A 26163-nucleotide genomic window follows, 5' to 3' on the forward strand; every position below is an offset into this window, starting at 1 on the left:
TATTTATTGTTTATACAACTCCATTGTTTCATAATAAGAAACAAAAGGAAAAAATAACAAACTTTTTCATACGTTTGTATTCCTAAAAACATGTTCCTTTAGATGTATCAAAATGAAACGTACTATTAATAGGCATGGAAACCGCATCAAAAGAACAATCCGTAAATTATGAATTCGCATGTCCGTATAAAAAGAAGCTGACCCCAAACATCGACTTCAAGCGATTTTCGGTCAGCCATCTGAAGCATTTCTTTTTTAAGAATGCAAAATAAATAGCGAAGGGGCTGCAAACATCTCCTTACGTGTTTCCCGAATCAGAAGAGATGATCGAACCCCTTTAACAAGAATATTCTTGATCTTTGTATTTTTATGTTAGTGCTTTAGAGAATGATTCAATGAGTTCTCTTCGATGATAGAAAATACCTGTTCCAATTTTATCTTCCGTCCAAGTAATGGTCGGAAAGTCTGCATAGCTCATATAACCGCTTGTGTATGCTTCATTTCTATTGCCGGATGGATCAAAAAAGTAAACGGTAAGGCCTCGTGTAATGCCGTGTCTTGTTGGCGTCACTTCTGCTTGAACATTATTTTTGGTTAAAATATCTGCTGCCTTTAATACTTCATACCAGTTATCGACATAAAATCCTGCATGATGAAATTTCGCATCCGGTCCTTTCACGAATGCAAGATCGTGACCTTTGTTCGTCACTGACATAAAGCTTCCGACTAAATCTTCTCCATCTACCGTAACGATTTTCTCGGTTTGTCTAAAACCGAGCACTTCCGTAAAGAAGCGGGTTGCTGTTTTTAAATCATCGCCTGTTAAAAGAGCGTGATCCAATCGATGCGGAGCAATTCCTTTTAGTCCATCCGGCCATGGATCTGGGTTTAGATTCCCAGTTTTTGTCCCTACTTGTTCTATTTCCGTATACAGCTCCATATGATGGCCTGTTGGAAGCTGAAAACGAACCGCTTCTCCTTCTGCTAATCTAGTACCTTTGGAAATTCGGGAAAGTTTGCAGCCAAATTGCTCAATTTTATATTCTAATTTTTCCAGCTCGTAAATATCTTTTACCTTAAATGCCATATGATCCATTCCAGCTGTATCGGATTTTTGCAAAATGATGCTGTGATGGTCATATTCGTCCCAAGCTTTTAAATATACTCGATTTTCCTCGCGTCCTGTCACTTCAAGCCCAATGACATTTGTGTAATATTTTACAGATTCTTCTAAATCCAACACCCGAAGCTCCAATCGCCCTAATCTTAAAATTTCGCTCATTTGAATCCTCCCTTTCATTGAAAAATCTTATTTTAATGAATTTGATCATCAGCTCTTTCCATTAAACCGTTTCCAATAAAGATAACGCAGCCTCGCAGCACAATCTGTCTTCTTCTTCTGAGCCGCCGCTGACCCCGATTCCTCCAGCTAAATCGTTTCCGTCATAAATCGGGTACCCTCCTCCAAAAACGACAAGCTTTTCTGTATGGACAATCCCAAGGCGCAAGCTCGGCTCATCTTTGATCATGTCATACCATTGATGGGTCGGAATCCCGAATGCCGCTGCCGTATAGGCTTTATTTTGAGCAATTTGTATGCTTAAAAGAGGCGCCTCGTCCATCCGGAAAAACGATTTCAAATTTCCGCCTTGATCCACAATAGCAATGTTCACTTTCACTCCAAGTTCTTCAGCCTTTTGTACCGCTTTGTCAATCATTTTTTTCGCCAAGTCACTGCTGATGCTTTTTTGCTGTAAAAACGCCAACATTTCTTCCCCCTTTCCTAAAGTCAACACCGCTATCCTTTTGTAAATACTAGATTTTTCTCTTCCTTTTCTTCGATCTCTAATGTGAAATCGAAACTTCTGGCAATCCATTTTACTTTGACTCGAGAAATACTCCACACAGAAGATATGGATGGACCAAGCCAATAGATTTTTTTCTGCTTAGTAACAAGCACGCGTCCCTCAAACCACCCTTTTCCTATATCAATTGCCACGTCGTAGCATCCTTTTGGAGGAAGCATATAGTACCGATCCAAAATCAATTCATCTTTTGCATCAGTATGGATCATTTTTCCTTTTGTTTCGTAAAATTCTCCCAAGTAATCAGGAAGTTCTTCCATCAATCCTGATTGAATCTTATTTCGAATCAACGTAGAACTAATTTTTTCATCGTTTCGTTTGACATTTTCTACTTTCGTGACAGTGATTGAGTATCCGCTGTCTTCCTCCATCGTATCTAAACTTCCTTTTCCTTTTCGGCCGTACGTGAAGTCATATCCAGCTGCTACATGCTTGATTTGCAGCGGAACTAAATATTTCTGGACAAATTCCTTCGGCTCAAGTCTTGCAAATTCCGATGTAAATCGTATTAAATAAAAGTAATCAATCTCTAAATGGGAAAACTTTTTTGCTTTTTCGGCAGGCGGGAGCAAATATTGGACACGTTTTCCCGTTTTGCCGATTATGTCTTTAGGGTGCGGAAAAAAGCTGATAACCGCTGTTTTTACCCCCATTTTTTCCGCCAAGTTTTTAGCGGTCTGAATGACTTTTTGATGTCCGAGATGAACGCCGTCAAAAAACCCTAGTGCAGCAACGACAGGGCAAGAGGCAATAAGATCTAGATCATTTTGATGATCAATGATGATTGTTTTCAATGAAATGCCCCCTTTTTTTAGCTCGACGCCGTCGCTTGTTCGCTTTGAGCAAGCTGATGGTATTTTCCGCTGAAAAACAGAAGCGGATCTTGCTCTGTCATGTTTATATCCGTCACTTCCCCGATGAAAAGGACATGATCACCTGCTTGAACCTCATTAACAACTTGGCAGGAAATTTGCGCAAGAGCATCTTTAATGACCGGCAGCCCCCCCAGCTGTTCAAATTGTACATCGACTGGTTTTTCCAACTGCCCGGCAAAATTCATCGAAAGCACTTGTTGATCGTGCGACAAGATGTTAACGGCATATTTTTTTGATTGTTGAATTTTTTCCAGCATTTTCGCTTTTTCTCCAATGGAAATTAACACAAGCTTCGGATTTAAGGAAATGGACATAAAGGCATTTGCTGTCATTCCATGAATATCTCCGTTATGCTCCGTTGAAATGACCGTCACCCCTGTAGCAAATTTCCCCATCGCATTGCGAAACAAGCGATCGTCCATATCCAACACCTCCTTTCCTTTTATTTCTGCACAAGTTCTTTTTGTGGAGATACCCAAGTATCATTGAGCCAACCGTTTAGATCGTAATCATCCAAAGCGGAATCGACAAACTCTTTAAATCGGTCGGAATCTCCAGTTGCATCAGCAATTTTTAACGTCTCTAGACGAATGTTCTCATGGTTGCCCGCATAGTTGATTTCATAAAGCTCATGACGTCCGCCAAATTCCGTTCCGATCGCATCCCAAATCATTTTCATCAATTTCACCCGCTCTTTTGCATCAATGCCTGAACCGCGATAATAACGATCGAGATACGGTCGCAGCTCCGGATTTAAAAAGTCGCTGGCACTGGAAGGCAATTGAATGAGGCCCCCCGCAACGATTTGTTCAAAAATTTGTTTGACGCGCGGCCATACCATTGGAGCGAGCACACGGTAAGCAGCGCCGTACTGAAGGTTCGGAAGTGCAACGCCATTTTTCGTTTCACAATTGGCTGCCATTGCGGTAGAAAGAGCCCAAAACATATTGCGAAGGGCAATAACCTCACCGATATTTGCCTGAACCCCACGAAACTGCTTCGTACCTGCCGCCTCTGTCGCTTTCATTAATAAGCCGACCATAAAGTCAAGCTTGACGGCAAAACGCGTACAACCTTGGAATGTAAAGCGGTTTACAAATCCCGTTTCAACAAAAAACCCGTTTACTACGTTTACATTTTTGTAGGCAAGTACGTTCTCCCAAGGAATAAATACATTATCTAATACAATGACTGCATCGTTTTCATCAAAACGGCTGGAAAGCGGATAATCAAACGGAGAACCTAATGTTTTTGCGATTTGTTCATACGATTGACGGCTGATCATTTTTACGCCAGGCGCATTCATCGGTACAAAGAAGACGAGTGCATGGCTTTGATCACCATCTCCTAAATCTTGAGCTCCATAGTTAGAGACGAAGTTATAATGAGTTAGTGCAGCTGCCGTTCCCACCATTTTGGCACCGTTTACAATAATACCGTCATCCCGCTCTTTTACAGCGCGAACATAAACATCTTTATTTTCATGAAGAGGTTTTGAACGGTCGACCTGCGGATTAATAATCGTATGGTTAATAAACGGAACTTCTTTTGTTGTTTTTTTGTACCAATGTCGCGCATTGTCCTCAAAACCTTCGTAATAATCCGCAAACGCTTTCAAATGTGCTGTGAAAGAAGCTTTATAATCAGGGGTGCGCCCCATAAAGCCATAGCTCAGCTTGGCCCATTGTGCAATCGCATCTCTTGCTTCTAAAAGATCTTGAGCATTTTTTGGTTCTTTAAAAAATTTGTGAGTTTGATAGCCTTCTTCAGTAGTCGTCGTTAAAATTTTTCCCATCTGTTCATCATGAAGAGCATCATACATTCTTGCTATGGAGCGAGCAGAGTTTTCGTAGGCAGAATGTGTTGTAACATCATCAATCTTTTCTCCATTTAAATAAACAACCCTGTTATCTCTTAAACTTTCTAAATATTCCTTACCATTCATCATCTTTTATCACCTTCCTAAATGAAAATATAATGAACTGGTATTTCCTCTACGGTTCTATCATATAATTGATTTGAATTTTCAGACAATGACAGCGTTTGTTTAAAAATCATTGAAAACTAAACAATTGTTGTTGAAAATACACAAAAAAGACTGCCTCATTGCCAAACACCAGCATTGCGTCAAAATGGCAACAAGCTGGCGATTTGAGCGTGAGACAGTCTTCTCAAATAATATTCATACATATCTTGGCTTCGATTGCTTCCGGTGAATAGTCTCCAGGCGTTTTTTATCATATAATGCTCATACATATCCCTGTCTAATGTACTGAAATGTTGTAATCACATTTCCCGCTGATCTTTCAATGACCTAGCAATGTGAACTTTCTGAATCCCTTGTGCTATCTGGGCATTGCTCTTTATTCCAATATGTTTGCGGCACCGCCGATAAGATCAGCGTTTCTTCTGCGCTGTCAGAAGCCGAATCGTCAGCAATCGGATCAAGTCACCGATCAGAAAGTGCTCTTTAAACTGCAAACGAACGACTCCCCGTTTTCAGGATTGTCCTTTCACATAAAAACCCCAGTCCGAGGCAGACTTTCAGAACATCGTATTAAATGCATCGTTTTTTACTGTCTGCCTGTCGGGGATAATAGTATCGTACATTTTCATTATAAGTTCAATGTATTTATAACTTCCTCTACATCTGTTGTCGGCTGTTGGCAGGCAAAGTTTTCACATATATAAATAGTTGTTTCATTATTGATCATGCGATAATTTTTCGCAAATTCCGCAATTTGTGCAAATTGATTTGGATCTTCAGCAACTAACACTGAAAGTTCCATTGTATACGCCTGTTGAATACGATTCAATAATCTTTTCCTTTTGCTGCAATCTTTCGGACCAATAATGACAACCTCTTTTTGCGGCAGCTGTTCCATCAAAAGGCTTTGCAAGAAAAACGTATGACCGCTTGGGTATTTCTCCACTTCCTCTTTAAAAATAGAATACATTTGCTGAACGCTTTCGTGTAAATCCAAATTGCCGGTCAGCCTGCTCAATTTCAAAAGCGCGAAGGCCGCAACGCTGTTTCCTGAAGGGAGCGCACCATCATAAATTTCCTTCTCCTTGACAAGCATTGCTTCACTGTCATGACCTGTGAAGAAAAATCCGCCATTTTCTTGATCCCAAAAAAGATCAATCATTTTATCAGCAAGCTGTTTACCTTTATGCAAATAAGTTAAATTAAATGTTGCTTCATACATTTCGATATAGGCCCAAAGAAGGTATGCATAATCATCAATGAACGCCTGTTGTTTTACTTCGCCATCGCGATAGCGCACCATAACTCTTCCGTCTACAATTAAATGATTTTCAATAAAATCCAGCGCCTTTTTTGCCATTTCGATATATGCTTCCTGATCAAAAACAGCTCCTGCTTTTGCTAGTGCAGCAATCATGAGAGCATTCCACGCGGTCAGCACTTTATCATCAACATGGGGAAACGGTCTTTCAATTCGTTTTTCAAAAAGCTTTTGTCTCGCCTGCTCCAATTGCTCTTTCAGCTCTTCCAGCCCCATTTGATAGGTAATTGCCGCTTTTTCTTCATTCGTATGAATGAGATTCGGGATATTTTTTCCTTCAAAGTTCCCTTCTTCAGTTATATCGTAAATATGACAAAACTGTTCGCCTAGTTCCTGCCCGAGAATCTCTACCACTTCCTGTTTTGTCCATACGTAAAATTTCCCTTCCTCCCCCTCAGAATCTGCATCAATGGCAGAATAAAAAGACCCTGATTCATTCCGCATGTCCCGTCGGACAAATTCAATAATTTGTTCTGCAATTGTTTTAAATTGAGGGTTTTGGGTCACTTGATAGGCCTCGGAGAATGTATAAAGCAAAAGGGCATTATCGTACAGCATTTTTTCAAAATGCGGAACGAGCCACATGGCATCTGTCGAATATCTGGCAAATCCGAAGCCGATATGATCCCAAATCCCTCCCTTTGCCATTTGCACAAGCGTTTTATTCACAAAATAAAGAGCATTTTCATGTTTAGTCCATTCGTGATATTTCATTAAAAACATGAGCATGTGAGGAATGGGGAACTTCGGTGCCTGACCAAACCCTCCATAAATTGTGTCAAAATTGCTTGAAAGCTGATGAAACGTTTCATGAAGAACGCTTTGCTTCAGCTCACCTTTCTTATTTCGACTGGCATTTTTATTTAAAACTTCCGTTATGCGTGCTGCTGTCTTTTCAATTTTTTCATGCTCTTTTTGATAAATTTCCGAAAGCTGCTGCAACACATCGATAAATCCCGGACGGCCAAAACGGCTTTGCTTAGGAAAATAAGTGCCTGCATAAAAAGGTTTTTGATCCGGTGTGATAAATACATTGAGCGGCCATCCGCCTTGCCCCGTGAGAATCTGGCATACCCTCATATATATGGAATCAATATCTGGTCGCTCCTCACGATCTACTTTTATAGCGACAAACCGTTCATTTAATATCTTTGCAACTTCTTCATCTTCAAAGCTTTCATGAGCCATGACATGGCACCAGTGACATGTAAACTTTATATCCACCTTTTAATTATTAATATATTAGCCCATTACAGGGCTAGGAATAGCCGATAGACACAAGTACAGGCTTTCCTTCTCTTTTTGCTTTTTGGAAAGCTTCAGGTGACCATTCCAACCAATTCACAGGATTTGTTTCATGTTGCTTCAAGTAAGGACTTTTTGACAAGACTAACCAATTGTATTTTTCGTTATAACGTTCACGTTCGAGATATTCCTTCATTAATGTAACACTTCCTTTTATCAAATATTAGAACGCTTCTTCCATCTTCGCATGAACGGTTGTCCATAAGACCGTATAAAAGTATTTGCTAGAAAGAAACGTCCATCTATATTTTACCAGTTATTTTCCGCAAAATATACTTAACAAAGTAACTTCAGGTAAATAAAATTATACATTCATTTCTTCATCATAAGTCAATTCAACAAATGTTAGTTAACCCCTGTTGGCAACATATACATAGAATGTTTGAAGAACGTTATTGTTAACTAAATATTGTAAATAAATAAAATAAGTGGATTCTCCCTTTCCACACAGGAGACTGAATATTCAGTCTCCTGTGTGGAGGAAATATACCTCTCTATTCTAAATCCATTTCAGAGATACCCTATCTAACTTACATTACACAAAATTCTTGACGGTACCATATTATTTTTATGGATATTTTATTAGCAAATATAAAATCATTCACTTAATGTCCTTAAATTAGTGATTATAAAATCACCAACAGTTATATTCATTTGAACCAATATATTTTTAGCAACGTTTCATCACAATATCATCCAACAAAAAAGCCAGCGTTTACTGCTGACTTCATATGTTTTATTAAACTATAGCACTTTTGTGCACAATTATGCAGGGTGGGAATATGATCATGTGCATTTTTGCACAACCTGCTCAGTTTATGAATAAAAACGGTTTTATGATGGAACAAGTGAAATAGATCAGGTAAATAATGAAAGCAATATGTTTGTTTGTTATTTGGTGAAATGATCATTATCATAAATAAGCAAAAAAACGGCTTAATTTTCATAAATGGTTTCCGAACAAGTCCCTAAAATAAATCAAGTAGAGAAAAACGAGCTGTTTTTCTCTACTGATTTTGTATGACTTCGATTTTGATCTGCAAACAGTTGACGCCTTCTTCTTTCAGAATGTTGCGGGCTAATGCCATTTTTTCTCCGCTTAGTGTCTTTGAATAATAAACTCCTCTTCAAGCAAAGTCCAATTTTGAGGGAAAGGCTCGCCAAGCACCCAATATGCCACTCCATTCAGTCCGTATTCTTTTACGAGATTAAACTTTGCCTGCATGCTTTGTTCATTTTCAAACCAGACCTCATGTGTTTTGTTTTGATCATCGGTGTAGCGAAACCAAGGTGCCTGCGCCTCGTTGTCATACTGAATTTCAACTCCTTCTTTCGCCGCTAGGTCTGCTGCTTCCGCCGGAGCGATTCGTTTGGCAAATTTTCCGCCTTTTTTGTATGGTAAAGTCCAATCGTACCCATACAAAGGGGCGCCCATCACAATTTTGTTTCGCGGAATGACGGAAACGGCATAATCCAGTACTTTGCGAACTTGCGGAATCGGTGACACCGCCATTGGCGGACCGCCGGACCATCCCCATTCATACGTCATCAAAATAACAAAATCTGCTAACTCTCCATGTCTCTTATAATCATGGGCTCCGTGCCATGGTCCTCTTTGTTCATCACTCGTTTTTGGGGCCAATGCAGTTGAAACCGTAAAACCGGCTTTACGAACCTGCGGCAAAATCGTTTCGAGAAAGCCGTTATACAGCTCACGATCCTTTTCCCGAATATGTTCAAAATCGATATTTAAAGCTTTATATCCTTTTGCTTTCATCGTCTGAATAACGCCATTGATCAAACTTTTAAAGGCTGTTTTATCTGTAAAGATCCGATGAGCAATATCCGGTGAAAAATTTCCTTCTGTAAAATTGGTGATGACCATCATCGGAATCGCACCGGATTTTTTAGCAGCTGCGAGTGCTTCACTGTCTTCAATTGGAACAAGACTTCCATCGGCGTTCACTCGGTAACTGAAAAAAGCTACATATGATAAATGCTGGCTGACACCTTTTAAGTCAGAAACGGATTGCTGCGGAGTGATCGGCTCAAGAAATCCAATTGAGTTAATAGGTCTTTTGTCGCGGGCCGTCTGATCAGGGTTTACCTTTTGGATTCGTTTTGCTGGAGATTGGCTATGCTGTATCCTAATGAGCGAGCTATCTCCTTCATTCTGAGTTGTCGTTCCTTGCTGTTGATCATAAGAAGCGCCCTGCTTTTTATCATTTCCATTTCCGCATCCAGAAAGAGCGAGCGAAAGGCAGAGCAAAATGACAAATTTTCTCATCACAACATCTCCTCTTGTTTTTTCTTATACTTCCTAAACAAGAGGATGAATATTCCCGAGTTTTTCACTTCTGTCCATAGATTCAGCAAATATGCGCTGGAAAAAGTATTTAAAAAAGACTGTCGCAAAATTACATAGGAATTTTTCATCTGCTGTTGACCTTTTTACAGTTCCATTTTGCTGCGTGTTTCTCCGTACATTTTTTTCATCAGCTGCTTCGAATTTTTTTATTTACATCCTGAGCTCCAGAAGTTGCAATTTTTTTTTTGCAGTCCTTCTACATACCGTTTGGAGTTACTTAAAAATTTTTAGAACGAATGTTGTTGATGCCTATCCATACATTTTTTCAAAAAAGACTGGTCAAATTTAACAAAATGTTATATAGTGTGTATATAGATATACACAGTAAAACAGTTCACTTGGAGGAGATCAATATGAACGATTGGAAGGAAGCGTTTTGGCTAGCAAAGTTTGAATTAAAAAAATTGAAATCAGGGTTTGCAATGCTTGCCTTGATGGCCATCATGTTTTCGATGTTTTTCGCCACTGTCATTCCGAAAAATATGGAAAGAAGCACCGTTATGCTAGATATTTTTTTCTTTATTGTATTTGGTTTTGGAACTGCATGGATCAAACCGAAAGAATTTAATCATCAAAAAATAGGCGGCGACTTTTGGGCATCTCCTTTTTTTATTACACTTAGGCAGCTGCCGATCCAAAAGGATGTGCTCATTAAGAGCAGATTTATTATTTTTTTCGCTTTTGCCGTTCCTTACTATTTAGGAATATCTATTCTTACCTATGCGTTTTCTCCTGATCTTAGAGCAGCGTTGGACTTAAAGGAATATTTCGCATTTATCATGATTTGGATTGGTATCGGCATTCATTTAGGAGCTTCGTTTCCAGCTAGTGATGTCGGCTACCGGCTTTCGACGGTGAATTTTGTCCTTTATATATTCGCTTTATTTTTTGGATTCATGTTTATCTTTACGATATTTAACGTTTTATATGGAAACGGCTTTGTGCCTTTGACGATGCTCATGGCGGAAAAATGGCCTCTAGTAAGTATTATTGCGTCAGTTCTTTTCGCTGCTATAGGCGTGCTCTACTCGCAAAAATATATGTCCAAAAAAATTGAAAAAATGGATTATTTATTTTAAGAAGGAGGAAGTTGAATGGAGCTTCCTATTCAGATAGCAAAAGATTCTCCGGAGCCTATTTATTATCAATTGGAAGAACAAATTAAAGCGCTGATTGCAAGCGGTCAGCTTCCTGCTGGTTCGCCGCTGCCTTCGATCCGCGCCCTTTCAAAAGACCTTGAAATTAGTGTGATTACGACTAGACGCGCCTACCAAAATCTTGAATATGAAGGGTTTATCCAGACAACACAAGGGAAAGGAACGTTTGTAGCTGACATAGACGATACTAAAAAAGAAAAAGTAAAGACAGAAACGGTGTACAAAGCTATTCAAACCGCGGTACAAACGGCGCTCCGCCATGACTATACGTTTGCAGAGATTGAGCAAATCTTTCAACAAGTAATGGTTGAATTGCGAGAAAAGGAGGGTTCTTAATGCAGCCTTGGTTAGAAATCATGCAGTTAAGAAAAACGATCGATGATTTTCAATTAGGGCCAATTGATCTTTCATTTGAGCCTGAAACGATTCATGCACTCATTGGGAAAAACGGAGCTGGTAAAAGTACATTAATGAAAATGCTGATGAATCTTGCGAAAAAAGATGAGGGGCAGATCCGCTTATTTGGTCAATCAATACAAAATCGTGATGAAAGCTGGAAGCAGCACATCTCGTACCTGCCGCAGACGTTGATTGGATGCAATTCCTTTACCGGATTGGAATTGATGAAGCTCACTTCCCATTGGTATTCAACATGGGATCAGAAATATTTCGACCAGCTTGTACAAATGTTCGATATCCCTTTAAGAAAGCTATATCGAAATTTATCACAAGGTGTTCAAAAGAAATTAAGCATCGCTTTAACTTTAGCCTGCGATACCGACATTTTGATTCTTGATGAACCAACCGCTCATATGGATATCCCTTCAAAACAAATGCTGATGGATATTCTCGTAGAATGGATGGAAAGAAGCGAAAAGCTGATGATCATTGCCAGCCATCAAACAGATGATATTCGAAAGCTTGCTGATTATCTAATTGTACTGAAAAACGGACAATTGCTTGGAAAATTTGAAAAAGAAGAATTAGCCAGCAGATATAAACGTTACTTTTTGCAGCAGCCTCTGCCAAATAAACCGATACCGGGTGAAATTGGAAGAAAAGGAAAGCAAATTGTCATCACTCAACAACAAGAAAATACAGAACAGTATTTAATAGAGCATCAATACGATTGGATCAAAGCAGAATCGTTAGAGTTGGAAGAGATTATCACGATTATGCTCAATCAACCAATTTATCAGAAAGGAACATAAATATGAACGAAACGGTTTTAACAGTCGAAAAATTAGGAAAATCATTCAAACATCATCCGATTATCCAAAATATATCGTTTGAAGTGAAAAAAGGGGAAATTATGGCGGTATTAGGACCGAACGGGGCTGGAAAATCAACGATCATTCGCAACATTATGGGGATTATGTATCCAGATGAAGGAAGCATTACATTCCACAATAGCCAAAAAAATATGATCCCGCGCCATAAAATTGGCTATTTGCCGGAAGAACGCGGTTTATATAAAAATGTCAAAGTAATGGATATTCTCCTTTATTTAGCAGATTTAAAAAGCTACCCATTAAAAAAAGCAAAAGAGCGGGCTAAAGTCTATTTAAAAAAATTTGGCTTAGAAGGAAAAGAACAGTCATCAATTGATGAACTATCAAAAGGGATGGGACAAAAAGTACAGTTTATCGCTTCGATCCTGCATGAGCCTGAACTGCTCATCTTAGACGAACCGTTTTCCGGAATAGACCCTGTGAGCCAGGAGTTATTTAAAAAAGAAATAAGAAGCTTAGCTAATAACGGCACAGCGATTCTTCTATCTTCCCATCAAATGAATATAGTAGAAGAGATGTGTGACAGATTATTTATGATCCATCGCGGCCGCAAGGTGGTTTATGGATCGATAGAGGAAGTAAAGAAAACATATGCGAATTTCAAATGTGTCATCCGCGGAAAAAATGACCGCGCCGTACTAGAACAAATTTCTGGTGTTCAACGAATAGAACAAAATGAAGATGTATCAACTCTTTATTTAACAAAAGACATTCAACCTGCCAAATGGTTAAAAAACCTTCCGGAATATATGATAATTCAAGAATTATCGCTTGACCGCATTTCCCTGCATGAAATCTTTATTGATGTTGCCACAGATCAAAATTTATTACAGGAAGCTGGTGAAAATTATGAGTAATACTATAAAAATAGCAAAATGGGAAATAAAGCGGAATTTAAAAAACAAATCATTTATCATCAGCTTGTTTATAACGCCTATTCTCTTTTTAGCTTTTTTCCTGCTCGGAAATCTTGCCAATTCAGATGAGGATCAAAGTGTAACAACTGTTTATGTCAATGATAAGCTGAATATTTTGCCAGCCTTGCAGGAAGCAGTACAGCTTCACACCCTTCCATTCAAGCTTCAGAAAACTGGCATCGCGGAAGATAAGATAGAAGATTTGCTAAAAAATAGAGAGAATACAGCCTATTTGTTTATCGGTGAACAGTCATTAACGGATGGCGTTGTCCCTGTTTACACAAGCGATGTGATTAGCCCGATGTTTGCCAATCAAATTCAGCTGCTGGCAGAGCCGTTAAAAGCTTTGCAGCTGGAGCAGCTTGGTTTATCGAAAAATCAATTAGCAGCCATTTCGAAAGGAATCGTCTTTGAACAATCGACCGTTAGTGAAATCTCAAAAACTGAAGGCGGAGGAAGAGAAACGGAAAAAATTTTAGAACGCATTGTACCAGGGGCCTTTGCCAGCATCATTTTACTATCCATTGTTTTTAGCGGCATGATGATTTTTCAAAGCGCCTCGCAGGAAAAGAAAGATAAAATTGCGGAAATCATTCTTTCATCGGTCACGCCAAAAGACCTCATGCAAGGTAAAATTATTGGTTATTTCCTATTAGGAATGTTACAAGTTGTTGTATTTTTCATTTTTATCATTCCAATCGTTTTATGGAAAATTGATGTTCCGATATTTCACTATTTGTTCGTTCCTCATCTTTTTCTTTTCATCGGGATTGCCCTTTTAGGCTACTTGCTGTTTTCGTCAATTTTTGTCGGCATCGGCGCCACAATGGCAGATATATATACCACCGGCAACTTTCAAGGATTAGTTATCCTGCTGCCATTTTTGTCATTTGTTTTTGTCGGACCTGTGCTGACAGATCCAAGCGGGCTATGGGCGCAAATCGGCACCTATCTTCCATTCACATCACCCGCTGTTTTGATTCTTCGTTTGTCGATATTAGAGGAATGGCCATGGGCGGAAATTGTCATATCACTTGCAATCTTAATAATAAGTGTTTGGATCTTTATGAAACTAGCTGGAAAAATATTTAAAGTCGGCATCTTAATGTACGGAAAAAATGCCACGCCAAAAGAAATATGGACTTGGATCAGACAATGATCAAAATAAAAAAATCGGCTAAACGCCGATTTTTTTATGGTTTGGTGAAGATGAATAACATTTGCAAGCTGCGTAGTTATGATCGATCTTTATTCCCAAAATACCGGTTCGCCTTCGATATGGCAAGGCTTGGGCTGATAGATGTCTTCTTTTGTTTTAAGATAGTGATGAATTCTTTCTACATTGGCTGTAAAAGCATTGCTTGCGATATCGCATCCTAAAAAGCGGCAGTTGTTTTTTATGGCTGCAATAGCTGACGATCCGCTCCCTAAAAACGGGTCGCAAACCGTAAATCCCTCTTCGGCACTTGCATAAATCATCGCTTGGAACAGCTCAACCGGTTTTTGAGTCGGATATTTCGAATGGTGAATTCGTTTAAACCGCCATACATCCGGAAAAGACCGGTTTCTAATTTTGCGGTTGTTTCCGTTCGTAGCAAAAATAATATATTCGTGCCTTCTTCTAAAATAATGCCCCATTCCCATATTGATTTTATCCCAAGTGATGATGTTTTTTACGTCAAAGTACTCTCTCATTAAATGCCCTAAGCTTAATAAAGAAAAAGAATCAAACATGATGTAAATGTGCCCTGTATCTTTTTTCAGCACCCTCTTGCACTCTTGTAAAAAGAGATGATAGTTTTCTTCACTGTCTTCAAATTCCGCAAACCATTTCCCATTTTCCGTTCCCTTTTGCTTATATTCACCGACGATTCTGCCCTTCCCGAGCTTCAGCTTGTTATTCATTCCAGAATAAGCAGGGTCTGTTACAATCAAGTCGATGCTTTCATCTTTTAAAGACTTTAAAAAGGATATGCAATCATTTAGTTCAATTTTTACTTCGAGATTGTTTCCATATTTAAACGTTCTCACAGATGCAGTTTCTGTGTCCATATCCAAACACCCTTTTAAAAATAAACGAGATAACTATTTTATCATACTATAGAAGAACGTACATTCTCAACCGATTTAGCTCGTATCTAGCATTTGGCGCAGCGACTTTCAGTGGATTGTTGTCTTGCCTATTTATTTTAATTTTCGTATTTGGGCGTTATCGCGTGCAGATTATCTGATTATGCTTATGACCTTCTCCGCATAATCCTCTGGGGACGTTATTTCCTTCTTGATCTCTGTCCAGTTTGCTCGTCCAATCAAAGTTTTCCATACTACAGCCAAGGTATTTATCATGCACTCCAAAGCTCTCCGGTTTTTTTGTTATTTTGAAACATTTTCAGCACTCACTTTCAGATGTATGTTGCTCAATTGGCTACAGTCCTAAACTGAAGAATAACTTTCCCGGTGTTTCATTCTGTTTCATGAGGATTCAACCATTAAGCCCCTATTTATTCCATATTTAATGACTTCGTCAACGAAGAAAACGGAAATAGCTAAAGAAAAAACTGCAAAAATCCATAATATGATAGCAGGCAATATTCCGAAGATTATATGTAAAGCAAATGCGAAAAACCTTTTGGTAATGAAATCAATTGCTATCGATATGGGTATCCATAAAAGAACAGCCCAACGCTTACGTATAAAGATATCATGAGAAGATCGTGAAAAGAAGATCCTGTTTGTTGGTCAGAAAGACATGCTACTGGCGAAATAAAATCGCTATGATAAAAGTAGAAATAACAAACGTAATGAGCGCTGTTAAAAATTTTCTTTTTATATATTAGTTATACCCCTTATTATTACTTGTAAATAATCAAATACAAATTTGATAAGTAAAAATACATAAAAAATGTTCTAATATGATTGCCTGTGTAGATGGTGAAGGAGATTAAAATGGTCATCATGGCATTTTTGGCTATTTGGTAGCAATTATATGGACCAGTATTGCGGAATATAAAATTTCATTTTGCTGTTTGTTTTTGACGAAAAGCAGCTGGAAATCAACGTAAGTTTTGTTAAGGAGGTTTGATGAAAGATTTAGTCCACGAAACAGCTTGTTGCAATCGTTGGTGTTTTAGCTTCCCTATATATTTCTACTAAAACCTTTCTTTTGGCTGTAACTTCTCCTAATTTATTTCCAGGGTTGGATAAACCGATGTGAGAACCTCTTCAAATGATAAAAGCCTGTAGAATTCCAATAATGAATTCTGCAGGCTTTGCCCTAGCTGGATACTTTCCGTAAACCCTTCTCCAATATATGAAACAACGGATAGCATAATCCCCGCTTTTTATGAATTCGCCGTTACCAACCGATTGCCGCACCGTCTCCTCTTGGATCAACCCCGCCATGTAAAAAGCTTTGTTCATCAATTAATATGGCGTTGGCATGCCCCATTATTTTATCAATAGGTTCAACAACTTTCACAAGATGGCCAGCTTTGATCATCGATTCGATCACTTCTTTTGAGATGCGGCCTTCCATCTTCAATTCTTCCGTCTCTTCTCCCCACGTTCTTCCCCACACAAACCTTGGCTCATATATTGCTTCTGCAGGGCTCATTCGATAATCAATCATTCTTGTAATGATAGCTGTTTGTGTTTGCGGCTGCCCTTCTCCTCCTTGTGTTCCGTATAAAATATGCGGCTTTCCATCTTTAAAAGCCATTGCAGGCATCAGCGTGTGGAACGTTCTTTTTCTCGGCGCCAAGCAATTGACATGCGACCGATCAAGAGAAAAGAACGATCCTCTGTTTTGCATTAAAATCCCTGTGTCACCAGCAACAACACATGAACCGAATTCAAAATAAAGACTTTGTATAAAGGAAACCGCATTCCCCTCTTCATCCACGACAGCCGCATGGGCAGTGTCGTTTCCGACAGGTTGAGTCTTCACTTCGCTTGCATTTGTCAGACTGATCGATTCGGCCAGCTTTTTCGCATATGTTTTGCTTAACAATTTATCAAGCGGAATCTGGTAGAATTCGGGATCTGTCAATACTTTGTTTCGGTCTTGAAAGCTTTTTTTCAATGATTCTGTCAAAAGGTGATAATACTGAAAAGAACCGTGCGGAATCGTTTTAAAATCAAAGTTTTCTAAAATATTTAGCGCCATTAGCCCGGCAAAGCCTTGTGAATTGGGCGGAACCTGATACATGGTATAACCGCGGTAAGTTCCGCTCAGCGGTTCGACCCAATCTCCGTGATGATCCGCAAAATCATCCTCTATTAAAATCCCGCCTTTTTCTCGAAGGCTTGATACAATGCGTTTTGTTAAACTGCCTTTGTAAAAATGATCTCTTCCTTTGTTCGCTAACTCTTTCAATGTATCCGCCAATTGCTTCTGAATAAATTTTTCATTTATGCTCGGAATTCGATGATGAGGCAGGAAAATCGATGATGTTTCCGGAAATTCTCGCAGAATTTGAACATTTTTTTGCGTGTTGACATATTGATCCTTTGAAAAAGGGAATCCATTTTCCGCATATTCGATAGCAGGCTCTAAAACCTCCGCCAATGAAAGTCTTCCGTATTCTTTTATGATGGCATCCCAACTGTCAACCATTCCCGGCACGGTGATAACACTTTGAATGCCTCGATACGGAATGGCGGGTAAACCTTCGTATTTTTCAGGCGTGGCGTTATAGCCTGACCGGCCGCTGCCGTTATACGCACGAACTGCTTGATCCTTTCTGCTGTAAAACAGCCAAAAAGAGTCTCCTCCGATCCCTGTCATGTGCGGATAAACAACCGCTAAGCAGGCGCTGACCGCTACCGCTGCATCGAAGGCGTTGCCCCCTTTTTGCAGTATGCGGCAACCGGCTGCCGATGCTAAATAATGCGGACTGACAACCATACTTTTCGTTCCGATCATTGATTGGCTCATTTTACTTGTTCCTCCCCCGGTTTGTAGTATTGAACGAAATGGGTCATGCGATTTGAACCTTCCGTAAATAGAAATAAAACAGCACCGATGATTAGCAAAACACCTGACAAATAAAAGCCGATTTCAAGCTTGCCGGTGATATCGGCAAAATAGCCCGTAATATAAGGTGCAAAAATTGAAGAAAGCATTCCGCTGAAATTGAAAAAACCATACACTTTGGAGTACATGGATGACGGCGTAATTTCAGCCATATAAGATATTAATACGGGATCGAGCGCCAATTTTCCTAGCAGTCCGTAAAAAACTAATCCTGCTAGCAGCAAAGAATAATTTTCCGCATAAGGGATGACAAATTGGCAAACAGCTCCAGCAAAAGCTAAAAAGATGATCAGCGGCTTTTTATTTTTTACTTTATCTGAAACATATCCAAAGAAAATAGCCCCCGGAATCGAAGCCCAAGGCACTAAAGAAGATATGATCCCTGTTTGCGAGCCTTCTACCCCTTTTACCGTCTGCAAATAATAAGGCAACCAAGTAAGCATTCCGAAGAATCCATATAAAGAGCAGAAGATGAGAATGTAAACGAAAAGATGATTTTTTGTAAACAACCGTTTTAAGTTTTGGCTATTTTTCATATGAGGAACTTCTTGTTTTTTTTCATGGCTGGATTGATCTCGTACACATATTCCTATCAAAATGGCAACAATAATAGTTGGAATGGCAAATAGATAAAATGAAAATTGCCATCCTTTGTTTAAGGTATATGTGAAATAGCTAGCAGCAATAAAACCAAGAGAAATGCCGAAAGCCATTCCGCTATTGATCACTGCAGAAACGATCCCTCTGTATTTTTTAGGGGTAATGTTGGAAGAAATTCCGTATTGCGAACCGTAATAAGTGCCTTCTCCAATACCTGTTAAAGCGCGCATCAGCAAAAACAATGCAAATGAAGATGCCAATCCGCTCAAAAAAGTGGTAATGCCAAATAATATATAACCAATTACTAAAACTTTCACTCTTCCAAACCGATCAGCCAAAAATCCTGTTGGAATTTGCATGATCGAATAGGCAATAAAAAATACAGTGGACATCAAACCTAATTGACTATTGTTTAAATTCCACTGCTCTCCTATTTCTCCCAACACTGGCGACAAAATATTTCGATCCGCATACATAAATACCCATCCTAGAAAAAACAAGAAAATAACGATGGCTGGATGTGTGCGTTTCATTTTCTTCACCCCTCTCAACTTTTTTTAAAAATTTGATTTCATTATAGAAAGCTGCTGAGGAAAGTTCCTTGAATTTGTAAATTTTTTTAACAAAGTTTTTTTCGTTTCGTAAACAAATAAATATTTTCATTTTTTTATAGAAATCATAAAACATATTTTGTATACTAAAGGAAATTATAATTAGAAAATTAACTACATAACGAAATAAAGGGTGGTATGAATGGCATTCGAATACAACATTCCGAATTTAGACATAGACCATATTGATAAACAAATTTTAGAGAAGCTGCATGAAAACAGCCGGATATCGTATACCGATCTCGGAAAAGAAATCGGTTTGTCTCGAGTTGCCGTTCAGGCGAGAATAAACAACTTAATTGAAAAAGGAATTATCGAGAAATTTACGACGGTTATCAATCCGACGAAAATCGGCATTCATGTTTCCGCCTTTTTCAACGTTGAAGTGGAACCGCAATATTTAGAGGAAGTGGCAGAACAATTGGCGGAGGAGCATGCCGTTACAAGCTTGTACCATATGACTGGACCAAGCAAGCTCCATATGCATGGAATCTTTAAAAATAATCAAGAAATGGAAAATTTTTTAACAAAAAAATTGTATCCGATGCGCGGTGTCGTCAGCGTTGACTGTCAAATTCTCATTAAACGATACAAGAGCCGCATGGGAATGAAATTATAAAGGATGAGGGGGAGAAATATGCAAACTTCTTATAAAAGTCTTATCATGGCTATGCTGAGAACCGGAATTTTTGGATTCGGAGGCGGTCCTTCCGTCATACCGCTTTTCCGTTATGAAGCAGTTTCCAGATACCGTTGGGTAAAAGATGAAGAATTTGCAGAAATATTGGCGATTGCCAATACCCTGCCCGGTCCGATCGCGACAAAAATGGCCGCTTACTTAGGATATAAACAAAAAGGGGCATTAGGCGCTTTTATTTGCGTAGCAGCTCATATTTTGCCTACATGTTTGGCCATGATTCTATTATTCAAAATGGTCACAGCTTTAAGCGATTCACCTGTTATCCACGGTATGATTTCTGCTGTTATGCCGGTGATCGCCGCCATGCTTGGGCAGTTGGCTTACGAATTTTCCGCAAAGGCCGTGAAAGGATTGGGAAAATGGCTTGGCGTCCTGCTGATGATTGTTTCGTTTTGCCTGCTGCAAGTGATTTCGATTCATCCAGCTATTGTAATTCTAATGTTTTTAACATATGGAGCTTTCCATTTAAAACGGAAGAGCAGAAGTAAGGAGATGTCTGCATGAAAATTTGGATCAGCTTATTCATCGGTTTCTTTTTGGCCAACATACTCGGTTATGGAGGAGGACCCGCTTCCATTCCGCTTATGTATGAGGAGATTGTCAATCATTACAAATGGCTGACAAATGCAGAATTTTCCAATATGCTCGCACTGGGAAATTCTTTGCCGGGCCCTATTGCGACGAAGATCGCCGCCTATGTCGGTTATGATGTGTACGGATGGTGGGGGGCTTTCATCGCCTTGTTTGCGACCGTATTTCCGTCAGCTTTCGCTTTGATTCTGTTGTTAAAACTGATTCAACGCAACCGGGAATCTTTAGTTGTGAAAGGAATGACCTTGCTTGTACAGCCTGTTATTGCGGTCATGATGCTGCTTTTAACATGGGAAATGATAGAAGACTCTGTCCATTCGCTCGGAATTATCCAATCGCTCATCATTGCTGCTGTATCGTTCTTTGCCTTAGAAAAATGGAAGGTTCACCCTGCCATTCTCATTATGATTTCCTTTGTTTATGGAGGAGTTGTTCTGCCCAATTTTTAAAATCGGTCTGTTTGGAGCACCAGAGAAACTGTGATTCTCAGCTTTTCGCAATACCTGAGAAAATTTTTCTGTCAAGAAATGCGCCAACTATCTTGCTTTGTTTCAATTAGAGTCGTATAATCTCTTTTTAAAAATACGAATGATTTTCTCGTATAAGTTTGGAAATACGGTCCAAACGTTTCTACCAAACTACCGTAAATAGTTTGACTACGAGAGACGATACACAACTCTCCCTGTCAAACTCAACGCGCGAGTTTACTACAGAAGGGAAAAGTGAGAATGGACAAAAACATTTTAAAGAAAAGAATCCAAGTGGCTAGCAAACAAATTCCGGCAGACATTGTGATTAAAAACGGAAAAATTGCCGATGTTTTCAATTTAGAAATTTTGCATGGAGACATCGCCATTGCGGACGGAGTGATTGCTGGAATCGGAGAATATGATGGGGTAAACATCATTGATGCCGAGAATAAATTCATCGTTCCAGGTTTCATCGACTCTCATGTCCATATTGAATCTTCGATGGTGACACCGAAGGAGTTCTCCAAAGCAGTTCTGCCCCACGGTGTGACAACCGTTATTATAGATCCGCATGAAATTGCGAATGTCGCCGGGACGAAAGGTATATCTTTTATGCTGGAGGATTCAGAAGGCTTAGATTTAGATGTGTATTGCATGCTGCCTTCCTGCGTTCCGGCGACTTCGTTTGAAAATGCCGGCGCTGTGTTAAATGATGATGAACTTGCACCTTTTTACAAGCATCCTCGGGTGCTCGGGCTTGCGGAAGTGATGGATTTCCCAGGTGTTCAAAATTTAGATGACCGCATCATTGACAAGCTTTTAACGGCATCAGCATATAAGATCGACGGACACGGCGCAGGTCTTGGCATTGAAGGAGTCAATGTTTACAGAGCGGCCGGCATTCAAACAGATCATGAATGTGTGACAAAAGAGCAAGCAAAAGACCGCCTTGCTCGCGGAATGTACGTCATGATCCGTCAAGGATCTGCTGCAAAAAATTTGCCAGAACTAATCGGCGTGGTCAATGAAAAAAATAGCCACCGCTGTCTATTTTGTACGGATGACAAGCATTTAGACGACTTAATTGCCGAGGGAAGCATTGACTACAATATTCGTCTAGCCGTCGAGCATGGACTTGATCCTCTCATAGCGATTCAAATGGCGACGATTAATGCCGCCCAATGTTTCGGACTATCGCAAAAAGGAGCGATCGCACCTGGATATAGAGCAGATCTTGTCATAGTAGATAATTTCAAAGCTTTTACGATTGAAAAAGTTTTGAAAGCCGGAAAAGTGATTGCGGAAAACGGTCAATATATAGGATCTATAGACCAACCAACACCTTCCGTTTTATCAAGAAATTCTGTCAATCTAAACATAAACGAGGTTACAAAAGAACGGTTGGCCATACACGTGAAAAATAACCAAAAAGCGCATGTAATAGAAATTATTCCGAATCAAATAGAAACGGTTAAAAGAATGATGGAAGTACCGAGCGACGGTGTTTGCTTCATCCCTTCCATTGAAAAAGATTTGGCAAAACTGGCTGTACTCGAACGCCATAAAAATACTGGAAACATTGGCCTTGCCATTGTAAAAGGATTAGGCTTAATCGGCGGTGCAGTCGCCACAACCGTCGCCCACGATTCCCATAATGTGATCGTTGCCGGCACAAACGATGAGGATATGATCTGCTCCATTCAAGAGATAAAGAGAATCGGCGGTGGGCTAGTAGTTGTGAATGATGGAAAAACGCTCGCCTCTTTGCCGCTTGTGATCGGCGGATTGATGTCAGATCAAGCATATCCAATCGTCGCCCATCAACTCGATGAATTGAACAGCAGCTTGCACAAAGTGAGCAAACATCGGCATTTCAATCTCTTCCTCACGCTCTCTTTTTTAAGTTTGCCTGTCATTCCAGAGCTCAAAATTACAGATTTAGGATTATTTGACGTCACAACGTTTCAGCACATAGAAGTTGCATCCGAGCACGGCGTTTAAATATCGTGTAGAAAATGATTGTATGGGCAGCAAAACACATAAAAAAAGAAAACTCCGGCAAGGGAGATTGGCTCTTCTGCCGGAGTTTCATTTGCCTTTTTTTGCTTAGAGTTTAAATTCTTTAAGCATGCTAAAGCTTTCCAATACGTGTCAGAAATGATTCATTCATAAATTCGCAGGAGATGTTTTTTACACGCTTGCCCGATAGCTTAACCGTTTTTTCCGCCGGACTTTATCCCGTTCTAAAATCCTTTGCTCGATCAATAGAATTCACCTTTTTGCCAGCTCGCTCCGGTCAAAATCAAACAAATTATACAGCTTGTATGCCATCATGAGCTCAAAGCGCATATCTGCATGATTTAAATCAACATTGAGTATTTCTTCAACACGTTCAATGCGATATTCAAGTGTGCTGCGGTGTATAAATAATTCTTTCGAAGCTTCGCGGTAAATCAAAAGGATTTTTGCAGCGCTTCGGTCATGGTCATACGATTAAATTCGGCAGGTTGTTTTCCTTCAACATTGTCAATTGATATTTTGAATGGTGCTATGACATGATCCGATCACTTAAAAGTTTTCCTTCACCAACATCAACTAACATCCTTGTTGCCTGCTTTGTGTGTGCAAAATTTCGTCATTTTTTTTATCCATAAATGCAGATTTTCCCCAAAAAGACCATATACACGCTTCTTGCAGCTCCGCATCATTTCAGCTGCCCATCTATTCGAGAAAAACAGGATGCCTTTTAAATCGCATCATTTTTTTGAAAACCGCTCTCCTTCTCAAGAGGAAAGAAGTCCCTTATATCGTAACTTATGGTGCGGCGGAAAATGCGGCTTTCTTCACGTCATCCGCTTCACATATAATCCACTTTTTTCCGTTCTTACCCTGCTTTTATTTTTTCATAAGCTTCATCATATTTTTTCGCCAATTCGAAATCAAGCTTTGTGAGTCCTTTCGCTCTCTGAGACGAAATTTTTACCGTGATGAACTTATAGTCAATAGAAATGAAGGGATGATGGTTTACTTCTTCAGAAATGTCCGAAATTTGCCGCACGAATTCGATTTCTTGCAAATCGTCTTGAAAGAGGTACTTTCTTGCAATCCATCGCTCTTCAAGAAGCTTCCAATCTTCCATCTCTTGTAAAAGAGATTGCACTTCTTCATCTGTTAACCGCATGACCGTTTCCTCCCGGATTTTTATAAAAAAACAGACAGCTAAAATCACAGTGCAAAAAAGATTGCCATATGAATATAAAGAGGCGAACAAACATATCAGATTTCCGTTTATTTTCTTAGAAAAAAGATTTGCTTTGAAACCGTTCCATTTCCCGATAAATACACTCGATGTCCACATGCTTCCGGAGACAATCGGCAAGCCGGTCAAATGCTTCTTCACGAATGTTTTTCATTGATGGCCGCTCATAAATCGCCGGAAGACCTTTTCTTTTTCTTATCAAATTCAAAAATGCCGTCCGAAACTCATCGTTATGAAATATGCCATGAAAATACGTTCCAATTAGGAGGCTGTCTTGGCTTATGCAGCCGTCAACTCCTTCTTCCGTCGTAATAAATGGCGATACGTCCCCTTCATAAGAAGTTGTTCCCATATGAATTTCATAGCCTTCCACCGGCACATTACAATCAGCCAAGTGGGCCATCCCTGTTGTAAGAGTCGTCCTTTTCTCTTTCATCATGGCGGTGCGAATCGGGAAAAAACCGAATCCGTTTGCGCTCCCTATCGATGTTTCTACGTGATAAGGGTCTGAAATCTCCCTTCCGAGCATTTGATAACCGCCGCATATGCCGACAATGACTGATTTTTTCGCACGATAAAGCTTTTCTATCGCATCCGCAAAGCCGGATTTTCGCAAAAGCAATAAGTCCTCAATTGTATTTTTCGTTCCCGGCAAAATGACAACATCCGGTTCTCTGAGTTCATTTGCCTCCTTTACATAGCGAACATGGCAATCCTTTTCATATAGAAACGGGTCAACATCGGTAAAGTTCGAAATGTGAGGAACATGAATAACAGCAATATCAATCTCGCTAGTTTTCTCATTTGTACGTGGAAACGTATCTAATATGACGGCGTCTTCCGCCTCAATGTTTAAATTAGAAATATATGGTACGACCCCTAAAACCGGTTTGCCTGTATACTCTTCAAACCAGCGAAGTCCCGGCTCCAGCAAGGAAATATCCCCGCGAAACTTGTTAATCACTACCCCAATTACGCGATCGCGATCTTCAGGCTCAAGCAGCTGCAATGTTCCTACTAAACTCGCAAATACACCGCCTCTGTCAATGTCGCCGACAAGAATGACAGGAGCGTTTGTTAACCGGGCAATGCGCATATTGACAAGCTCGCGATCATTTAAGTTAATTTCCGCAGGGCTCCCCGCTCCTTCTATAACGATTCGCTCATATGTACTTGCCAAATGATGATACGCTTCTTTAATCACCTGCAAACCAAGTTCAAAAAATTCCTGCCGATACGCTGCTGCCTTATAATTTTGATACGGCTTACCGTTCACAACAATTTGTGAAGTGTGATCGCTCACAGGCTTGATCAAAATCGGGTTCATATCCGCCGTTGCGACCGTTCTTGCCGCCTCCGCCTGCACTCCTTGGGCGCGGCCGATTTCCTTGCCGTCAACGGTAATATACGAATTGAGTGACATATTTTGTGATTTAAACGGCGCCGTTCGATATCCGTCCTGCGCAAAAATTCGGCAAAAACCTGTCGCAATCACGCTTTTTCCCGCATCGGAATGCGTACCTTGAATCATGATGGGCAATGCTTTATTCATCTGTTTTTCTCCTCTCACAATCATTCACAAATGTTTCGCAAATTCCGAGTATGAAGCACCGCCGTATGAAAAGGCGGGCCAATAAATCAGGACTGCATGTAAATCCTTTATCTTCGAAAAAAAACACGGTGGCTATTTTTTTCATTGATCACGCCGATCAATTCAGGCAAATTTTTGGCAGCAGATCTTTGACGAATCATCACGTACATTCCACGGGAAAGTCGGTCTCTTGCTTGCTTTTTTGTCGCACATTTTTAA

Annotated in this window: 23 protein-coding genes and 1 riboswitch; of the genes, 9 read left to right on the forward strand and 14 right to left on the reverse strand. The window is 39.7% G+C overall.

From position 1 onward, the window contains the following. Window positions 1-367: 367 nt before the first annotated feature. From FB379_RS15660 to FB379_RS15695, 8 genes are all read right to left on the reverse strand, one after another. Window positions 368-1282, reverse strand: coding sequence for a catechol 2,3-dioxygenase (locus tag FB379_RS15660; protein WP_063389734.1), 915 nt, complete (start codon window positions 1280-1282; stop codon window positions 368-370). A gap of 61 nt (window positions 1283-1343) precedes the next feature. Next, the gene (locus tag FB379_RS15665; protein ID WP_199757352.1) at window positions 1344-1769 is read right to left on the reverse strand and encodes a GlcG/HbpS family heme-binding protein; all 426 of its coding nucleotides are present in this window, start codon (window positions 1767-1769) and stop codon (window positions 1344-1346) included. A 29-nt stretch (window positions 1770-1798) separates the two neighbouring features. Continuing rightward, window positions 1799-2659: an FAD synthetase family protein gene (locus FB379_RS15670; RefSeq protein ID WP_144598357.1), complete on the reverse strand. Its 861-nt coding sequence runs from the start codon at window positions 2657-2659 to the stop codon at window positions 1799-1801. Window positions 2660-2676: 17 nt separating this feature from the next. Continuing rightward, window positions 2677-3162 (reverse strand): flavin reductase family protein, encoded by a 486-nt coding sequence (locus FB379_RS15675; protein ID WP_063389616.1) that lies wholly within the window; start codon window positions 3160-3162, stop codon window positions 2677-2679. Between the two features lie 20 nt (window positions 3163-3182). Beyond that, window positions 3183-4688, reverse strand: coding sequence for a 4-hydroxyphenylacetate 3-hydroxylase family protein (locus FB379_RS15680; RefSeq protein WP_144598358.1), 1506 nt, complete (start codon window positions 4686-4688; stop codon window positions 3183-3185). Window positions 4689-5355: 667 nt separating this feature from the next. After that, entirely contained in the window at window positions 5356-7236 is a 1881-nt protein-coding gene (locus FB379_RS15685) for a thioredoxin domain-containing protein (RefSeq protein WP_144598359.1), read from the reverse strand. A 70-nt stretch (window positions 7237-7306) separates the two neighbouring features. Further along, window positions 7307-7489 (reverse strand): DUF255 domain-containing protein, encoded by a 183-nt coding sequence (locus tag FB379_RS19050; protein ID WP_144598360.1) that lies wholly within the window; start codon window positions 7487-7489, stop codon window positions 7307-7309. A 963-nt stretch (window positions 7490-8452) separates the two neighbouring features. Next, entirely contained in the window at window positions 8453-9640 is a 1188-nt protein-coding gene (locus FB379_RS15695) for a glycosyl hydrolase family 18 protein (RefSeq protein WP_144598361.1), read from the reverse strand. A 434-nt stretch (window positions 9641-10074) separates the two neighbouring features. Between FB379_RS15695 and FB379_RS15700 the strand changes: the two genes are divergently transcribed. Genes FB379_RS15700 through FB379_RS15720 form a run of 5 tightly spaced genes read left to right on the forward strand, consistent with a single transcriptional unit; the run spans window position 10075 to window position 14246 of the window. Next, window positions 10075-10800, forward strand: a complete 726-nt coding sequence (locus FB379_RS15700) for a hypothetical protein (RefSeq protein WP_144598362.1) — start codon at window positions 10075-10077, stop codon at window positions 10798-10800. Window positions 10801-10815: 15 nt separating this feature from the next. Then, a complete protein-coding gene (locus FB379_RS15705) occupies window positions 10816-11214 on the forward strand; it encodes a GntR family transcriptional regulator (protein ID WP_144598363.1) in 399 nt (132 codons plus the stop codon). Further along, entirely contained in the window at window positions 11214-12089 is an 876-nt protein-coding gene (locus FB379_RS15710) for an ABC transporter ATP-binding protein (protein WP_144598364.1), read from the forward strand. The genes FB379_RS15705 and FB379_RS15710 overlap by 1 nt, the downstream gene beginning before the upstream one ends. Before the next feature lie 2 nt (window positions 12090-12091). Further along, window positions 12092-13027 carry an ABC transporter ATP-binding protein gene (locus FB379_RS15715; protein ID WP_144598365.1) on the forward strand — a complete coding sequence of 312 codons (936 nt, stop codon included), beginning with the start codon at window positions 12092-12094 and terminating at the stop codon, window positions 13025-13027. Next, window positions 13020-14246 (forward strand): ABC transporter permease, encoded by a 1227-nt coding sequence (locus tag FB379_RS15720; RefSeq protein ID WP_144598366.1) that lies wholly within the window; start codon window positions 13020-13022, stop codon window positions 14244-14246. Before FB379_RS15715 ends, FB379_RS15720 begins: the two co-directional genes overlap by 8 nt. An 89-nt stretch (window positions 14247-14335) precedes the next feature. Here FB379_RS15720 and FB379_RS15725 read toward each other — a convergent pair whose 3' ends face one another. From FB379_RS15725 to FB379_RS15735, 3 genes are all read right to left on the reverse strand, one after another. Continuing rightward, a complete protein-coding gene (locus FB379_RS15725; protein ID WP_144598367.1) occupies window positions 14336-15139 on the reverse strand; it encodes a DNA-methyltransferase in 804 nt (267 codons plus the stop codon). A gap of 1303 nt (window positions 15140-16442) precedes the next feature. Beyond that, on the reverse strand, window positions 16443-18023 hold the full coding sequence (gene ggt, locus FB379_RS15730) for a gamma-glutamyltransferase (protein ID WP_144598368.1): 1581 nt from the start codon (window positions 18021-18023) through the stop codon (window positions 16443-16445). Then, a complete protein-coding gene (locus FB379_RS15735; protein WP_144598369.1) occupies window positions 18020-19255 on the reverse strand; it encodes an MFS transporter in 1236 nt (411 codons plus the stop codon). The genes ggt and FB379_RS15735 overlap by 4 nt, the downstream gene beginning before the upstream one ends. 220 nt (window positions 19256-19475) lie before the next feature. Here FB379_RS15735 and FB379_RS15740 point away from each other — a divergent pair, with 220 nt between their 5' ends. The 4 genes from FB379_RS15740 to ade all read left to right on the forward strand — a co-directional run bounded on the left by FB379_RS15740 (window position 19476) and on the right by ade (window position 23095). After that, complete coding sequence (locus FB379_RS15740; RefSeq protein WP_063388247.1) at window positions 19476-19952, forward strand: chromate efflux transcriptional regulator ChrS; 477 nt, start codon at window positions 19476-19478, stop codon at window positions 19950-19952. Between the two features lie 18 nt (window positions 19953-19970). Continuing rightward, entirely contained in the window at window positions 19971-20537 is a 567-nt protein-coding gene (locus FB379_RS15745) for a chromate efflux transporter ChrB (protein WP_063388248.1), read from the forward strand. Continuing rightward, window positions 20534-21073 carry a chromate efflux transporter ChrA gene (locus tag FB379_RS15750; RefSeq protein WP_144598370.1) on the forward strand — a complete coding sequence of 180 codons (540 nt, stop codon included), beginning with the start codon at window positions 20534-20536 and terminating at the stop codon, window positions 21071-21073. The genes FB379_RS15745 and FB379_RS15750 overlap by 4 nt, the downstream gene beginning before the upstream one ends. 128 nt (window positions 21074-21201) lie before the next feature. Beyond that, window positions 21202-21303, forward strand: a riboswitch (purine riboswitch). 49 nt (window positions 21304-21352) lie between these two features. Further along, window positions 21353-23095: an adenine deaminase gene (ade, locus tag FB379_RS15755; protein ID WP_144598371.1), complete on the forward strand. Its 1743-nt coding sequence runs from the start codon at window positions 21353-21355 to the stop codon at window positions 23093-23095. Between the two features lie 270 nt (window positions 23096-23365). Here the strand turns inward: ade and FB379_RS15760 are convergent, their stop codons facing one another. From FB379_RS15760 to FB379_RS15770, 3 genes are all read right to left on the reverse strand, one after another. Further along, on the reverse strand, window positions 23366-23551 hold the full coding sequence (locus FB379_RS15760; RefSeq protein WP_063388251.1) for a helix-turn-helix domain-containing protein: 186 nt from the start codon (window positions 23549-23551) through the stop codon (window positions 23366-23368). A 427-nt stretch (window positions 23552-23978) separates the two neighbouring features. Continuing rightward, window positions 23979-24275, reverse strand: coding sequence for a 4a-hydroxytetrahydrobiopterin dehydratase (locus tag FB379_RS15765; protein ID WP_063388252.1), 297 nt, complete (start codon window positions 24273-24275; stop codon window positions 23979-23981). A 115-nt stretch (window positions 24276-24390) separates the two neighbouring features. Beyond that, window positions 24391-25905, reverse strand: a complete 1515-nt coding sequence (locus FB379_RS15770) for a cobyric acid synthase (RefSeq protein WP_144598372.1) — start codon at window positions 25903-25905, stop codon at window positions 24391-24393. Between the last annotated feature and the right edge of the window lie 258 nt (window positions 25906-26163).

It is taken from the genome of Aeribacillus composti (assembly GCF_007827555.1).
GTDB lineage: Bacteria > Bacillota > Bacilli > Bacillales > Aeribacillaceae > Aeribacillus > Aeribacillus composti.

Bases quoted from the DNA above. Each gene is read 5' to 3' on its own strand.
- FB379_RS15660 (WP_063389734.1), bottom strand. From the start codon at position 1,282: ATGAGCGAAATTTTAAGATTAGGGCGATTGGAGCTTCGGGTGTTGGAT.
- FB379_RS15665 (WP_199757352.1), bottom strand. From the start codon at position 1,769: ATGTTGGCGTTTTTACAGCAAAAAAGCATCAGCAGTGACTTGGCGAAA.
- FB379_RS15675 (WP_063389616.1), bottom strand. From the start codon at position 3,162: ATGGACGATCGCTTGTTTCGCAATGCGATGGGGAAATTTGCTACAGGG.
- FB379_RS15680 (WP_144598358.1), bottom strand. From the start codon at position 4,688: ATGATGAATGGTAAGGAATATTTAGAAAGTTTAAGAGATAACAGGGTT.
- FB379_RS15685 (WP_144598359.1), bottom strand. From the start codon at position 7,236: ATGGCTCATGAAAGCTTTGAAGATGAAGAAGTTGCAAAGATATTAAAT.
- FB379_RS19050 (WP_144598360.1), bottom strand. From the start codon at position 7,489: ATGAAGGAATATCTCGAACGTGAACGTTATAACGAAAAATACAATTGG.
- FB379_RS15695 (WP_144598361.1), bottom strand. From the start codon at position 9,640: ATGAGAAAATTTGTCATTTTGCTCTGCCTTTCGCTCGCTCTTTCTGGA.
- FB379_RS15700 (WP_144598362.1), top strand. From the start codon at position 10,075: ATGAACGATTGGAAGGAAGCGTTTTGGCTAGCAAAGTTTGAATTAAAA.
- FB379_RS15705 (WP_144598363.1), top strand. From the start codon at position 10,816: ATGGAGCTTCCTATTCAGATAGCAAAAGATTCTCCGGAGCCTATTTAT.
- FB379_RS15710 (WP_144598364.1), top strand. From the start codon at position 11,214: ATGCAGCCTTGGTTAGAAATCATGCAGTTAAGAAAAACGATCGATGAT.
- FB379_RS15715 (WP_144598365.1), top strand. From the start codon at position 12,092: ATGAACGAAACGGTTTTAACAGTCGAAAAATTAGGAAAATCATTCAAA.
- FB379_RS15720 (WP_144598366.1), top strand. From the start codon at position 13,020: ATGAGTAATACTATAAAAATAGCAAAATGGGAAATAAAGCGGAATTTA.
- FB379_RS15725 (WP_144598367.1), bottom strand. From the start codon at position 15,139: ATGGACACAGAAACTGCATCTGTGAGAACGTTTAAATATGGAAACAAT.
- ggt (WP_144598368.1), bottom strand. From the start codon at position 18,023: ATGAGCCAATCAATGATCGGAACGAAAAGTATGGTTGTCAGTCCGCAT.
- FB379_RS15735 (WP_144598369.1), bottom strand. From the start codon at position 19,255: ATGAAACGCACACATCCAGCCATCGTTATTTTCTTGTTTTTTCTAGGA.
- FB379_RS15740 (WP_063388247.1), top strand. From the start codon at position 19,476: ATGGCATTCGAATACAACATTCCGAATTTAGACATAGACCATATTGAT.
- FB379_RS15745 (WP_063388248.1), top strand. From the start codon at position 19,971: ATGCAAACTTCTTATAAAAGTCTTATCATGGCTATGCTGAGAACCGGA.
- FB379_RS15750 (WP_144598370.1), top strand. From the start codon at position 20,534: ATGAAAATTTGGATCAGCTTATTCATCGGTTTCTTTTTGGCCAACATA.
- ade (WP_144598371.1), top strand. From the start codon at position 21,353: ATGGACAAAAACATTTTAAAGAAAAGAATCCAAGTGGCTAGCAAACAA.
- FB379_RS15765 (WP_063388252.1), bottom strand. From the start codon at position 24,275: ATGCGGTTAACAGATGAAGAAGTGCAATCTCTTTTACAAGAGATGGAA.
- FB379_RS15770 (WP_144598372.1), bottom strand. From the start codon at position 25,905: ATGAATAAAGCATTGCCCATCATGATTCAAGGTACGCATTCCGATGCG.